Consider the following 12,234-nt stretch of genomic DNA (forward strand, 5'->3'; position numbering starts at 1 on the left):
CCCCAACCGAACCCCTACGCGTGCGCCCCCACCGTCACCTCGCCCACCGTGAGCGAAGCCTCGCCCTCCAGGGCCGTGCCCACGCGGGCGACCTGGGTCTCGAGGGCGCGCAGGTGGTCGGTGCGGAGCTCGTCCAGGGGCTCCACCGTCACAGCGAGACGTTTGCCCGAGCGCTTCTGGTGCCAGACGCCCGCCACCTCGGCGTCCACCACAAGCAGCGGATAGTTCCCGGCCTGCCCCCGCGCAAGGGCCCGCTCGAAGGCCCGCCCCGGAAAGAACCGCTCCCGGGGATAGGCGTCGATGCCGAACGAGTCGAAGTACGGGAGCAGCCGCACCCCGCGCACCGGGTCGTCGGAGAAGTCCGTGTCCCCGGCCGCGACCCACGCCGCCGAGCCCTCGAAGTCGACCTCCTCCACTTCACACCCGTGAAACACCTTCCGCGCCCAACCGACCGGCATCGCCAGCCACTTGGCGAAGGACTCGGGCGTCGCGGGCCCGTACGCGTGCAGATACCGCCGCACGAGAGCCACAAGCGCCGCCGAGGCCGGCAGCGGATCCCCGGCCACCGGGCGCGTGTACGTGACCTTGCGCCCCCGGTTCGGCCCGAAACAGAGCGCCCCACGGTGCCCCGCCGTGTGCAGCACGGTCCGCCAGCGCGGCCACATCGTCTGGAACGCCGGCATGGTCAGCTCACCCGCCCACGGTCCCGTACGCGCCACGATCTCCTCCGTCATCTCGTCGACGGTCAGAAAGCGCCCGGTCAGCGCGTCGGCGATGGCCGCGATGACCTCATCGGTCTGCCGCGCGTCGAGCCGTACGCCCTCCGCGTGCTGCGCACCGGTCGGCAGCGCCGACAACGCACCGGTCCACAGCGGGAGTTCGGCGCTCGGCAGCAGATGCACCGTGCCCCGCGGGCCGTACGTCTTGACCAGCGTCGACGTCTTCAGAAGCGCATCGCGTACGTCCTGGCGGGTCGCGTCGGCATGGCGCAGCGCGAGGGACAGCTCCGCCGCGGAGGCGACCTGCGCGTGCGTACCGCACATGGCGCCCGAGAGCCGGGCGAGCTGCTCGGACGGATCACCCTGGGCAGGGGTGGTGAGGGACTGCCGGGCAAATCTCCGGGCCTGGGCCGCAGCCCAGGAGACGCGTCGAGTCATGGACGGATTATCGGCCGCCCTCCGCGGTGGCGCCGGGAGTTCGGAGATCGCGCCGGGACCTTCACCGCCGGCGTGATTCAGACCACAACGCCCACACCAGAAGGCCCTGAACTCGGGCATAACGTACGGAATGATCACTCTCGAATCCGCATTGTTATCCGAAATCGGGTCATCGGGATGTAGGCGTCACGTAAGTTCAGACCAACGAGAATTCGCGCGGGCAAATTGCGCGGTGGACGGTACCGCGCGGTGGAGGGGGCCACGCGGTGCCGTCCCTTCTTGCTCCCGGCCCTGTTTCCGCTCGGATGATGTTGGGCCCCCGGACTCATGGCACTGGGCCCGCCCGGCCCGTAACTTGCCGCCATGACCGGACAGGCGATACGCGTAGGCCCCCTCGCCGCAGGCACCGCGCAACTGCGCTCCTGGACCGCCGGCCTGCTCGCCCTGGCCCTCGCCGCCTACCCCCAACTCGCCCTGCTGCACGACCCGTTGACCGACCAGAACCGCTACGGCCCCTTCGGTGACGGCGTCACCCCGGCCGGCGCCGAGTGGACCGCGTGGGGCGACCTCCTCGCGCTCCCGCTGCCCGCCGCCGTCTGCGCGGGCTTCACCGCGCTCGTCGCGGGCCGCCTGCACCGCGCCCCGTTCCGCGAATCGCCCGTACAGCATCTGCTGGCCGCGCTCACCGTCCCGCTCGCCGCCCATGCGCTCCATCTCGCCTGGCTCTGGGCGGACCTGACCTCCGAGGCCATCCTGCTCACCAGCCTGGGTGTGGGCCTCGGCTGCGTCGCGGGCATCCTGCTCGACCTGGCGCTGGACTGAACCTCCGTACGCCGGACGGTGGTTGGGCCCACGGACCCATGACGTGCGCACCCCGCGCCCCTTAGCCTCGGCCCGTGCCTGCCCTTCTGATCGCCCTCGCGGCGCTGTACGGCGCACTCGCCGGAACGCTCACCGGCCGCGTCGCCTACCGGCTCTCCGTCCCGGCCGGCCAGCCCTGGCGCGCCGTCTGCCCGTCCGGTCACGCCCTCACCGGCCCGTGGGGCGGCTGGCTCGGCACGACGCGCTGCGAGACCGGACGGTACGGGCCAAGCAGCGCGGCCCTCGTCCTGCTCACCGCGGCCCTGTGCGCGGCGCTCGCCGCGTCGACCGGGGCGCGCCCTGAGCTGGCGGTGTGGCTGCTGCTCACCCCGTTCGGGGTGGTGCTCGCGACCGTCGACCGAAACGTTCACCGTCTCCCCGACATCCTCACGCTGCCGCTCGCGGGGGCGGCCGCCGCGGGCCTCGGTCTCGCCGCGCTCTTCGCGTCCGCGGAAGGCCGCTGGGCTGGGGCGTTGCTCGGCGGACTCGCCCTGGGCGGCGGCTACTTCGCCCTCTTCCTGGCCCACCCGAGCGGCATGGGCTTCGGAGACGTCAAGTTGGCGATCGTCCTCGGGGTAACCCTTGGGTGGTACGGCTGGGAGATCCTTTTCCTGGGCTTCCTCGCGGGCATCATGTACGCCGGTGGATACGCCGCAGCCCTTGTCCTGCTTGGCCGAGCGGGCCGCAAGAGCGCCATGCCGCTGGGGCCCTGCATGCTGGCCGGAGCGGCCACCGGAGTGTTGCTCGGCGGCTTCGGAGGGTAATTACGCCACGCCGATGCACACAGCACCCCTTACGAAGGGTTATGGTGGAAACCCCCCCTCGGGCCGGTCCATCTCCCCCCCATGGACCGGCCCGTTTTTTCTTTGTGGGGTCCCGCGCCTAGCGCCGCCCGGCCCAAATGTTCGTCCCCGGCGTCGACACCGCGAACTCGTCGATCGCCGCCAGCTCCGCCTCCGTGAGCTTCGCTCCGGACAGCGCCGCCACGTTCTCCTCCAGCTGCTTCACGCTGGACGCGCCGATCAGCGCCGAGGTCATCCGCTCGTCACGCAGCACCCAGGTGAGGGCGAGCTGGGCGAGGGACTGGCCCCGCCGGGCCGCGATGTCGTTCAGGCCGTTGAGCCGGCGTACGACCTCGTCGCTCAGCAGGTCCGGGTCGAGCGACTTGCCCTGCGTCGCGCGCGAACCCTCCGGGATCCCCTTCAGGTACTTGCCCGTGAGCAGCCCCTGCGCGAGCGGCACGAACGAGATGCAGCCCATGCCCGCCTCGTCGAGCACATCGAGCAGCCCGTCGTCCTCGGTCCAGCGGTTGATCATCGAGTACGAGGGCTGGTGGATGAGGGGACGCACCCCCATCTCCTTGAGGATGCGGACCGCTTCCCGCGTCTGCTCACTCGTATAGGAGGAGACGCCCACATACAGCGCCTTGCCCTGCTGCACGGCGGACGCGAGCGCGCCCATCGTCTCCTCGAGCGGGGTGTCCGGGTCGAAGCGGTGCGAGTAGAAGATGTCGACGTAGTCGAGACCCATCCGCCGCAGCGAGTTGTCCAGGGACGACAGCAGGTACTTGCGGCTGCCCCACTCCCCGTACGGACCGGGGTGCATCAGATAGCCGGCCTTGCTGGAGATGACCAGCTCGTCCCGGTACGGCGCGAAGTCCTGCTTCAGGAGTTTGCCGAAGTTCAACTCGGCGCTGCCGGGCGGCGGTCCGTAGTTGTTCGCGAGATCGAAGTGGGTGACGCCCAGGTCGAAGGCGCGGCGCAGGATCGCGCGCTGATTGTCGAGGCCGCGGTCGTCACCGAAGTTGTGCCACAGACCGAGCGAAATCGCGGGCAGCTTCAGACCGCTGCGACCCGTACGGCGGTACTCCATGGAGTCGTACCGGTCGGACGATGCGGCGTAGTTGGCGGAGTCGTTCATGGTGACGAAGCTACGTCAGACCTGTGACATACCCGGCGGCGGTGCCTCCGTTTTCCAGCGGTAGGCTTTCGCCCTCGGGGACCGCCGTCTGCACGTGAGGGGCTGAAACGAACGTGGCTGGTTTTACAAGCCTGCGCGACGGGCTGCGCGGCCTGCTGGTCAGGCTGTACGCGAGCCGCGTGGAGGGCCACCTGGACCACGACCAGGTGCCCAAGCACATCGGCGTCATCATGGACGGCAACCGACGCTGGGCCAAGGCCGCCGGCTCCACCACCGCCCAGGGACATCAGGCGGGCGCGGACAAGATCGCGGAGTTCCTCGGCTGGTGCTCCGAGACGGATGTCGAGGTCGTCACGCTGTGGCTGCTCTCGACGGACAACTTCGACCGCCCCCAGGAGGAGCTGGTCCCGCTCCTCGGCATCATCGAGGACACGGTCCGCTCCCTCGCGCGCGACGGCCGCTGGCGCGTCCACCACGTCGGCGCCACCCACGTCCTTCCGGACGGTTTGCAGAACGTACTGAAGGAAGCGGAAGAGGCCAGCGCCGCCAACCAGGGAATACTGGTCAATGTCGCGATCGGCTACGGCGGCCGCCAGGAGATCGCCGACGCGGTCCGCTCGATGCTGCTCGACGCCGCCGACCGGGGAGTCTCCCTGGAGCAGGCCGCGGAGGCCGTCGATGTCGAGACCATCGGCAAGCACCTCTACACGAGCGCCCAGCCCGACCCCGACCTGATCATCCGGACCTCGGGCGAGCAGCGTCTGTCCGGATTCATGCTGTGGCAGTCGGCCCTGTCGGAGTACTACTTCTGTGAGGTTTTCTGGCCGGCCTTCCGCAAGGTCGACTTCCTGCGCGCGCTCCGGGACTACGCCGCGCGGCACCGGCGGTTCGGGGCCTGAGCCACGCTCCGGCAGGGCGCCCTGTGCGACCCCCGTGACACACGTCACCGACCGTTCACGGACGCGTCGTCATATGCCGTTGCATGGCTTCGCGTGTTCGAGGGAATATCCCTTGCAGGTCGGCGTCCGACAAACGGATGCCGTATCTCAGTGAGCGGCACAGAGCCCGCTCACCCGGGAGGCCCTTTGCACCAGGTGGACCGTACGCACCGTACGGCGACGTGGGGGGCCGGTTTTCGGCCCATGCAGGCCGGCCGGTCCAGGAAAACCCGCGACGTCGTCGCTCCCCGACCTCTGCTGAGGGGGTACGTCCTTCCGTGGTGACCAGCACTAAGCGCCGCATGCCCGACAGGCGCACCTATGTTCTCGACACCAGCGTCCTGCTGGCCGACCCGGGCGCCCTGAACCGTTTCGACGAACACGAGGTCGTTCTCCCGATCGTCGTCGTCACGGAACTCGAGGCGAAAAGGCATCACCCGGAGCTCGGTTACTTCGCCCGGCAGGCCTTGCGCCGGCTCGACGACTACCGCATCCTCCACGGCCGGCTCGACGCCCCCATCCCGCTCGGGGACTTGGGCGGCACTCTGCGCGTCGAGCTCAACCACTCGGACCCCGGCGTGCTCCCGGCCGGCTACCGTCTCGGCGACAACGACTCGCGGATCCTCGCGGTCGCCCGCAACCTCCAGGCCGAGGGGTACGACGTCACCGTCGTCTCCAAGGACCTTCCGCTCCGTATCAAGGCCTCCTCCGTGGGCCTGCTCGCCGAGGAGTACCGCGCCGAGCTCGCCATCACGGAGTCCGGCTGGACCGGAATGTCCGAACTCGACCTCTCCGGCGAACAGATCGATCTCCTCTACGAGGAGCAGCGGCTGTACGTACCGGAAGCGGCCGACATGCCCGTGCACACGGGCCTGGTGCTCAACTCCGAGCGAGGGAAGGCACTCGGCCGCGTCACGGCGGACGGCAACGTCCGGCTGGTGCGAGGGGACCGTGAGGTCTTCGGCATCAAGGGGCGCAGCGCCGAGCAGCGCATCGCGCTCGATCTCCTCCAGGACCCGGACATCGGCATCGTGTCGATGGGCGGCCGGGCCGGCACCGGAAAGTCCGCGCTCGCTCTGTGCGCGGGACTCGAGGCGGTCCTGGAGCGGCGCCAGCACCAGAAGGTGATGGTCTTCCGTCCGCTCTACGCGGTCGGCGGGCAGGAGCTCGGCTATCTGCCCGGCACCGAGGCCGAGAAGATGGGCCCGTGGGCGCAGGCCGTGTTCGACACCCTCGGGGCGGTGACGGGCAAGGAGGTCATCGAGGAGATCTCGGCGCGCGGGATGCTCGAAGTGCTCCCGCTCACCCACATCCGCGGACGCTCGCTCCATGACGCGTTCGTGATCGTGGACGAGGCCCAATCCCTGGAACGGAACGTTCTGTTGACCGTTCTGTCCCGTATCGGAGCGAATTCCCGTGTCGTCCTGACGCATGACGTCGCCCAGCGCGACAACCTCAGGGTCGGGCGCTACGACGGGGTCGTGGCCGTGGTCGAGAAGCTGAAGGGGCATCCGCTGTTCGCGCATGTCACGCTGACGCGCTCGGAGCGTTCGCAGATCGCGGCGCTGGTGACCGAAATGCTCGAAGACGGTCACGCCTGAGCGGTCTGGGCCGTCTGAGAGGACTGGGAAGTCTGCGGTACTAAGCGGTACTTGGGCGCCGCGCAGGTAAGCCGAAGAGCTTACTCGCGCGGCGCCCTTGCGCGTCCGGGGTTCCGGAAAACTGGTGGGGTAAACGGGGTGTGAGCTTTCCCACGCAACGCGGAATTGCCTCGCGGCGTCCGGTTCCGGCAGAGTCTTGCTCCTGTCAGGCCCCGCATACGGCACTCCTGTACCCCCAGCGGCACAGGACCAGTTGGACCTCAACTACATAGCGATCGCCGTATGCCACCCGCGACACAAGAGGCTCCTCCCGCACAGGAGTTGCCCCACCGGGTCCGTGCTTCCAGTGACCACGTATCAGCCGGAAGCCAGCGCGAGGGGCAAGATTGCGCCCGAAAGGTCACCCCTCGGGCGATGCTGGAAGGAAACCGTGTGAGCCGGATTTCGGTCCGGGGATTCGCAGTGGCCTCGGCCACCGCGGTCACCACTGTCGGCGCAGTTGTGGGCGTTGCCTCGGGCAGCACCCAGGAGACCTCGAACGACTTCGAGGCGACCGCTGCCGACGGAGGGACTCTCCTCGCAGACATACCCGCAGGCCAGCAGGTCGAGGTGCAGACTGCCTCGCTGACCCAGCAGGCCGACGCGCAGGCTGCTGCCGCCGACGTCGTGGCGCAGAAGTCCGCGGAGGAAGAGGCCCGCAAGCAGGCTGCCGCCGACGCCGTCGCGAAGAAGGAAGCCGCCGAGAAGGCCGAGGCCGAGAAGAAGGCCAAGGAGCGCGAGGCCAAGCTCGCCGCGAGCCGCTCGGCCACCCGCGACGCGGGTGACTTCGCCCAGCAGTCCTCGTACTCCGTCGCCGAAGTTCAGGCGATGGCGCGGCAGATGGTCCCCGCCGACCAGTTCCAGTGCTTCAGCAACATCGTGGACCACGAGTCCAGCTGGAACTACAAGGCCACCAACCCGTCCTCCGGCGCGTACGGCCTGATGCAGGCGCTGCCGGGTTCGAAGATGGTCTCGGCCGGCGCCGACTGGCAGACCAACCCCGCCACCCAGATCAAGTGGGGCCTGAACTACATGGACTCCCGCTACGGCAGCCCGTGCGGAGCCTGGAACTTCTGGCAGGCGAACAACTGGTACTGATCCGGTCCGGCGGAGAGATACCGCTTCCGGCGCTCAACTTCACGGAGCCCCTCACCGTCCTTCGGTGGGGGGCTTCGCGCGTGTAAGTTCGAGCCGTTCGGGAACCGGGGGGATCAGTGGGGGGAAGAAGGAAGATCATGTCGAGACTGCCAGGCTGGCTGAGCCGGCTCGGTACCGGCGTCGCCCGGGCGGGTGAGCGCCTGGAGGAGCGGCGGGCCCGTGCGGAGGACGCCGAGGACTCCGCACCCGAGCCGGTCGCCGTGAAGGTGTCCAAGTCGGCGGACGGCGACGAGGTTTCCGCCGACAACGGCAACGGAACCGTCCCCGCGCCCCCCGCCTACGCGCCGGCCATAGCGCCCAGGCCCGACCCGGTCGCGGCCGTGCCCTGGAGCGTCCGCGTCGCCGCCGAGGCCGGCTGGCGCTTCCTGGTGCTCGCGGGCACGCTGTGGGTCCTGATGCGGGTCATCTCCTCCGTGCAGCTGGTGGTGTTCGCGTTCGTCGCGGCCCTGCTCATCACCGCTCTGCTGCAGCCGACCGTCGCCCGCCTCATGCGCCTTGGGCTGCCCCGGGGCCTCGCCACCGCCGTCACCTTCATCGCGGGCTTCGTCATCATGGGCCTGGTCGGCTGGTTCGTGGTCTGGCAGGTCATGGAGAACCTCGACGACCTCTCCAACCAGGTGCAGCGCGGTATCGACGAACTCCAGAAGTGGCTCCTGGACAGCCCGTTCCATGTCACCGGGGACGAGATCAAGGACATCTCGAAGAGCCTCCGCGACGCGGTGGGCACCAACACCGAGGAGATCACCTCCGCGGGCCTGGCCGGCGTCACGGTGATGGTGGAGATCCTCACCGGCATCCTGCTCGCGATGTTCTCCACGCTCTTCCTGCTCTACGACGGCAAGCGGATCTGGCGCTGGACCCTCAAGCTCGTCCCGGCCGCGGCCCGTCCGGGCGTCGCGGGCGCGGGGCCGCGTGCCTGGCGGACGCTGACCGCGTATGTGCGCGGGACGGTGATAGTGGCTCTGATCGACGCCATCTTCATCGGTATCGGCATCTACTTCCTCGATGTCCCGATGGCCGTGCCGCTCGCCGTGTTCATCTTCCTGTTCGCGTTCATCCCGCTCGTCGGCGCGGTCGTCTCGGGCGCCCTCGCGGTCGTGGTCGCGCTCGTGACCCAGGGCGTCTTCACCGCCCTGATGGCCCTGCTCGTCGTCCTCGCCGTCCAGCAGATCGAGGGCCATGTGCTGCAGCCGTTCATCCTGGGCCGCGCGGTGCGGGTGCATCCGCTCGCCGTGGTGCTCTCGGTCGCGGCCGGCGGCTTGGTGGCCGGGATCGGCGGGGCGGTCGTCGCCGTACCCCTGGTCGCGGTGACGAACACCGTGGTGGGATATCTGCGCACGCATGCGCAGGAGAACGCGTTGCAGCAGGCCGCGGCGGCGACCCAGGAGCCGGCGGCACGGACCGCCGAGGACAGCCCGTGATATCCGAACCCGAACTGGTCGGCGAGGACGGCGAGATACCCCCGTACGCCGTGGACGTGGTGGCCCCGCCCGATCCCGTACGAAGGGAGCCCGGGCCGCGCCGGCCCTGGCTCTGGGCGCTCGGCGGGGCGCTGGTGGCTTCGGCGGTGTGGGCCGGTTCGCTGTACGCGGTGCGGGCCGGCGCCGAGACCGATCTCAGGGGCTACCGGCTGCCCGACGATCTGTGCACCACGGCCACCCTGGCCTCGCTGACCGTCAAGTACGGCAAGCGCACGCCCGAGCATCGCGCGGTGCGCAAGGATCCCGCCCTCGACCGCGCGTGGTGCGCGGTGCAGTTGGGCGACGAAGGGCAGGGTGCGGCCCGGTACGTGGTGAGTCTGCGCCTCGCCCTGCACAAGAAGGTCGATCCCGAGCCGGAGTTCAAGACCCTCGCCACGCAGAAGGACTGGTACGACGAGTCCGACTCCGCAGAGATCAAAGAGGTCACCGGCCTAGGCGAACGGGCCTTCTACATCCCGGGGAACAGCTTCGGCGCGCCGACCCTCGAAGTCCTCGACGGCCCGGCGGTCCTGGAGATGAGCCTCTCCCCGTCGTACGACGACTGGGAGATGGAGGAGGGCGACGAGTACGTGGAGCCGCCCGACCCCGACTTCAGCGGAGTGCGGGAGCTGATGATCGAGGACATGAAGGTCCTGATGCAGGATCTGAAGAAGTGAACGCGCAGGGCCCGCCGACCTGAACCGGTCGGCGGGCCCTGGACGTTGTCGTACGCGAGGTACGTCCGACTAGACGGCGACCGCCTCGGCCAGCACGGCCTCCGCGTCCAGCGTCGCGCCCACGGCCTGCACGACGGCCGCGATCTTCACGGCCTCCTGCACGGTCTCGCGGTCCACGCCGGCCTTGCGCAGGACCTGCTCGTGCGAGTCCAGGCACTGGCCGCAGCCGTTGATCGCGGAGACGGCGAGCGACCACAGCTCGAAGTCGACCTTCTCCACGCCCGGGTTGCCGATGACGTTCATCCGCAGACCGGCGCGCATCGTGCCGTACTCCGGGTCGGAGAGCAGATGGCGCGTGCGGTAGAAGACGTTGTTCATCGCCATGATCGCGGCAGCGGACTTGGCGGCGCCGTACGCCTCGGGGGAGAGGTGCTCGCGCGCCTCGGGCTCCAGCTCACGCAGCACGCGCGGCGAGCGGGAGGCGATGGCGCAGGCGAGGACCGTGCCCCAGAGCTGCTGCTCGGGCAGCTCGGAGTTGCCGATCACCGAACCGAGGTTCAGCTTGAGGTCCTTGGCGTAGTCCGGGACGGCGGACTTGAGGTCATCGAGAGCCATCGGTGATCACTCGCCCGCGAGCAGGGAGCCGGCGTCGAGGGTGTCCTCGCCCTTGTTCCAGTTGCACGGGCACAGCTCGTCGGTCTGGAGCGCGTCGAGGACCCGCAGGACCTCCTTGGGGTTACGGCCGACGGAGCCGGCGGTCACCATGGAGAACTGGATCTCGTTGTTCTGGTCGACGATGAAGACGGCGCGCTTGGCGAAGCCGTCCTCGCCCTCGATGCCGAGGTCGCGCATGAGCTCGTGCTTCGAGTCGGCCATCATCGGGAACGGCAGGTCGGTCAGGTCCGGGTGGTCCTTGCGCCAGGCGTGGTGCACGAACTCGGAGTCACCGGAGAAGCCGAGGACCTGCGCGTCGCGGTCGGCGAACTCCTCGTTCAGCTTGCCGAAGGCGGCGATCTCGGTCGGACACACGAAGGTGAAGTCCTTCGGCCACGCAAAGACGATCTTCCACTTGCCCTCGTAGGTCTTGTGGTCGATCTGCGCGAACTCCTTGCCCTTCTCCAGTGAGACGCAGGCGGTCAGTTCGAACGTGGGGAACTTGTCACCGACGGTAAGCATGCGCGCTCTCCTTGCAGTGCGGAAAGTCCGTTTTATTGGCTTTCCTGGGGGGGTGGACGGATCGATCTTGCCACCGTGCGTACTGATCACGGAAATAGCTAGACTCGGTATGGTTGATCGAGTCCGGTTATCAGTGGTCCTGTTATCAGTGGTCCTGTTATCAGTGGTCCGGTTGTCAGTGAGGTGGACGCGGTGGTGAGAAGACGGCCCCGGCAGCCCAGCCCGGCGCAGCTGCGCGCGTTCGTCGCGGTCGCCGAGCAGCTGCACTTCCGGGATGCCGCGGCGGCGATCGGGATGAGCCAACCCGCGCTTTCGGGTGCGGTGTCGGCCCTCGAGGACGTACTGGGAGTACGCCTTGTCGAGCGCACCACGCGCAAGGTGCTCCTCACCGAGGCGGGGGAGCGGCTCGCGGGGCGGGCGCGGGCGGTGCTCGAGGCGATGGACGCCCTGGTCGAGGAGGCCGAGGCGGTGCGCGGGCCCTTCACAGGGGCGCTCAGGCTGGGCGTGATCCCGACGGTGGCGCCGTATCTGCTGCCGACGGTGCTGCGTCTCGTAGGCGAGCGTTATCCGACCCTCGACCTGCAGATCCACGAGGAGCAGACGTCCTCGCTCGTCGAGGGTCTGGCGGCGGGGCGCCTCGATCTCCTGCTGCTCGCCGTGCCGCTCGGTGTCCCGGGCCTGGTGGAACTCCCGCTCTTCGACGAGGACTTCGTGCTCGTGGCGCCGCTCGGCCATGAACTGGGCGGCCGCGAGGGCATCCCGCGCGCGGTGCTGCGCGAGCTCGACCTGCTGCTCCTCGGTGAAGGCCACTGTCTGCGCGACCAGGCGCTCGAGGTGTGCCGTGAGGCGGGCCGCGCCGACGCCCCCGTCACGACGACGGCCGCGAGCCTGTCGACCCTGGTCCAGCTGGTCGCGGGCGGGATCGGCGCGACCCTGCTGCCGCGCACGGCCCTGGACGTGGAAACCTCCCGCTCGTCCCAACTGGTCACGGGCACCTTCGCAAGCCCGGCACCATCGCGCCGCATCGCCTTGGTGGCCCGGGCGGGCTCGGCCCGGTCGGAGGAGTACGCGCAGCTGGCGGAGCAACTGCGGGAGGCGGTACGGGGGTTGCCGGTCAGGCCCACCGTCAGCCCCTGCGGCGATTGAGCAGATCTTTCAGCCCCTCCGGCGTTTGAGGAGATCCGAACGAAGTTCGGATGCGGGGTCCGGGGCGGAGCCCCGGTTTCGGGAAGGGGCGGGTAGGGGAG

At 69.3% G+C, this 12,234-nt stretch carries 12 protein-coding genes; 8 read left to right on the forward strand and 4 right to left on the reverse strand.

Features of this window, described 5'->3' with window-relative positions; all coding sequences use genetic code 11:
- Positions 1-14: 14 nt before the first annotated feature.
- Positions 15-1,157 (reverse strand): winged helix DNA-binding domain-containing protein, encoded by a 1,143-nt coding sequence (locus G6045_RS34070; protein ID WP_165336062.1) that lies wholly within the window; start codon positions 1,155-1,157, stop codon positions 15-17.
- Positions 1,158-1,520: 363 nt separating this feature from the next.
- Here G6045_RS34070 and G6045_RS34075 point away from each other — a divergent pair, with 363 nt between their 5' ends.
- Positions 1,521-1,979 carry a hypothetical protein gene (locus G6045_RS34075; protein WP_165336063.1) on the forward strand — a complete coding sequence of 153 codons (459 nt, stop codon included), beginning with the start codon at positions 1,521-1,523 and terminating at the stop codon, positions 1,977-1,979.
- A 74-nt stretch (positions 1,980-2,053) separates the two neighbouring features.
- Positions 2,054-2,782: a prepilin peptidase gene (locus G6045_RS34080; protein ID WP_165336064.1), complete on the forward strand. Its 729-nt coding sequence runs from the start codon at positions 2,054-2,056 to the stop codon at positions 2,780-2,782.
- Positions 2,783-2,900: 118 nt separating this feature from the next.
- On the opposite strand, the gene mgrA is transcribed toward G6045_RS34080, so the two are convergent.
- Positions 2,901-3,938 (reverse strand): L-glyceraldehyde 3-phosphate reductase, encoded by a 1,038-nt coding sequence (mgrA, locus tag G6045_RS34085; RefSeq protein ID WP_165336065.1) that lies wholly within the window; start codon positions 3,936-3,938, stop codon positions 2,901-2,903.
- A gap of 113 nt (positions 3,939-4,051) precedes the next feature.
- Between mgrA and G6045_RS34090 the strand changes: the two genes are divergently transcribed.
- The 5 genes from G6045_RS34090 to G6045_RS34110 all read left to right on the forward strand — a co-directional run bounded on the left by G6045_RS34090 (position 4,052) and on the right by G6045_RS34110 (position 9,811).
- Positions 4,052-4,837: an isoprenyl transferase gene (locus G6045_RS34090; RefSeq protein WP_165336066.1), complete on the forward strand. Its 786-nt coding sequence runs from the start codon at positions 4,052-4,054 to the stop codon at positions 4,835-4,837.
- Positions 4,838-5,154: 317 nt separating this feature from the next.
- Positions 5,155-6,477 carry a PhoH family protein gene (locus tag G6045_RS34095; RefSeq protein WP_165336067.1) on the forward strand — a complete coding sequence of 441 codons (1,323 nt, stop codon included), beginning with the start codon at positions 5,155-5,157 and terminating at the stop codon, positions 6,475-6,477.
- A 432-nt stretch (positions 6,478-6,909) separates the two neighbouring features.
- Positions 6,910-7,614: an aggregation-promoting factor C-terminal-like domain-containing protein gene (locus G6045_RS34100; protein WP_165336068.1), complete on the forward strand. Its 705-nt coding sequence runs from the start codon at positions 6,910-6,912 to the stop codon at positions 7,612-7,614.
- Positions 7,615-7,751: 137 nt separating this feature from the next.
- Positions 7,752-9,095, forward strand: coding sequence for an AI-2E family transporter (locus G6045_RS34105; RefSeq protein ID WP_165336069.1), 1,344 nt, complete (start codon positions 7,752-7,754; stop codon positions 9,093-9,095).
- Positions 9,092-9,811, forward strand: a complete 720-nt coding sequence (locus G6045_RS34110) for a hypothetical protein (protein WP_165336070.1) — start codon at positions 9,092-9,094, stop codon at positions 9,809-9,811. The genes G6045_RS34105 and G6045_RS34110 overlap by 4 nt, the downstream gene beginning before the upstream one ends.
- Before the next feature lie 69 nt (positions 9,812-9,880).
- On the opposite strand, the gene G6045_RS34115 is transcribed toward G6045_RS34110, so the two are convergent.
- Together G6045_RS34115 and G6045_RS34120 are read right to left on the reverse strand one after the other, a co-directional pair.
- Positions 9,881-10,426 (reverse strand): alkyl hydroperoxide reductase, encoded by a 546-nt coding sequence (locus G6045_RS34115; protein ID WP_165336071.1) that lies wholly within the window; start codon positions 10,424-10,426, stop codon positions 9,881-9,883.
- Positions 10,427-10,432: 6 nt separating this feature from the next.
- Positions 10,433-10,987 (reverse strand): peroxiredoxin, encoded by a 555-nt coding sequence (locus G6045_RS34120; RefSeq protein WP_165336072.1) that lies wholly within the window; start codon positions 10,985-10,987, stop codon positions 10,433-10,435.
- Positions 10,988-11,182: 195 nt separating this feature from the next.
- Here G6045_RS34120 and G6045_RS34125 point away from each other — a divergent pair, with 195 nt between their 5' ends.
- Positions 11,183-12,133, forward strand: a complete 951-nt coding sequence (locus G6045_RS34125) for a LysR substrate-binding domain-containing protein (protein WP_165336073.1) — start codon at positions 11,183-11,185, stop codon at positions 12,131-12,133.
- Positions 12,134-12,234 lie beyond the last annotated feature (101 nt).

Source organism: Streptomyces mesophilus (assembly GCF_011044995.1).
Classification (GTDB): Bacteria; Actinomycetota; Actinomycetes; order Streptomycetales; family Streptomycetaceae; genus Streptomyces; species Streptomyces mesophilus.

Coding starts and splice junctions, on each gene's coding strand:
- G6045_RS34070 (WP_165336062.1), bottom strand. CDS start 1,157: ATGACTCGACGCGTCTCCTGGGCTGCGGCCCAGGCCCGGAGATTTGCC.
- mgrA (WP_165336065.1), bottom strand. CDS start 3,938: ATGAACGACTCCGCCAACTACGCCGCATCGTCCGACCGGTACGACTCC.
- G6045_RS34105 (WP_165336069.1), top strand. CDS start 7,752: ATGTCGAGACTGCCAGGCTGGCTGAGCCGGCTCGGTACCGGCGTCGCC.
- G6045_RS34115 (WP_165336071.1), bottom strand. CDS start 10,426: ATGGCTCTCGATGACCTCAAGTCCGCCGTCCCGGACTACGCCAAGGAC.
- G6045_RS34120 (WP_165336072.1), bottom strand. CDS start 10,987: ATGCTTACCGTCGGTGACAAGTTCCCCACGTTCGAACTGACCGCCTGC.
- G6045_RS34075 (WP_165336063.1), top strand. CDS start 1,521: ATGACCGGACAGGCGATACGCGTAGGCCCCCTCGCCGCAGGCACCGCG.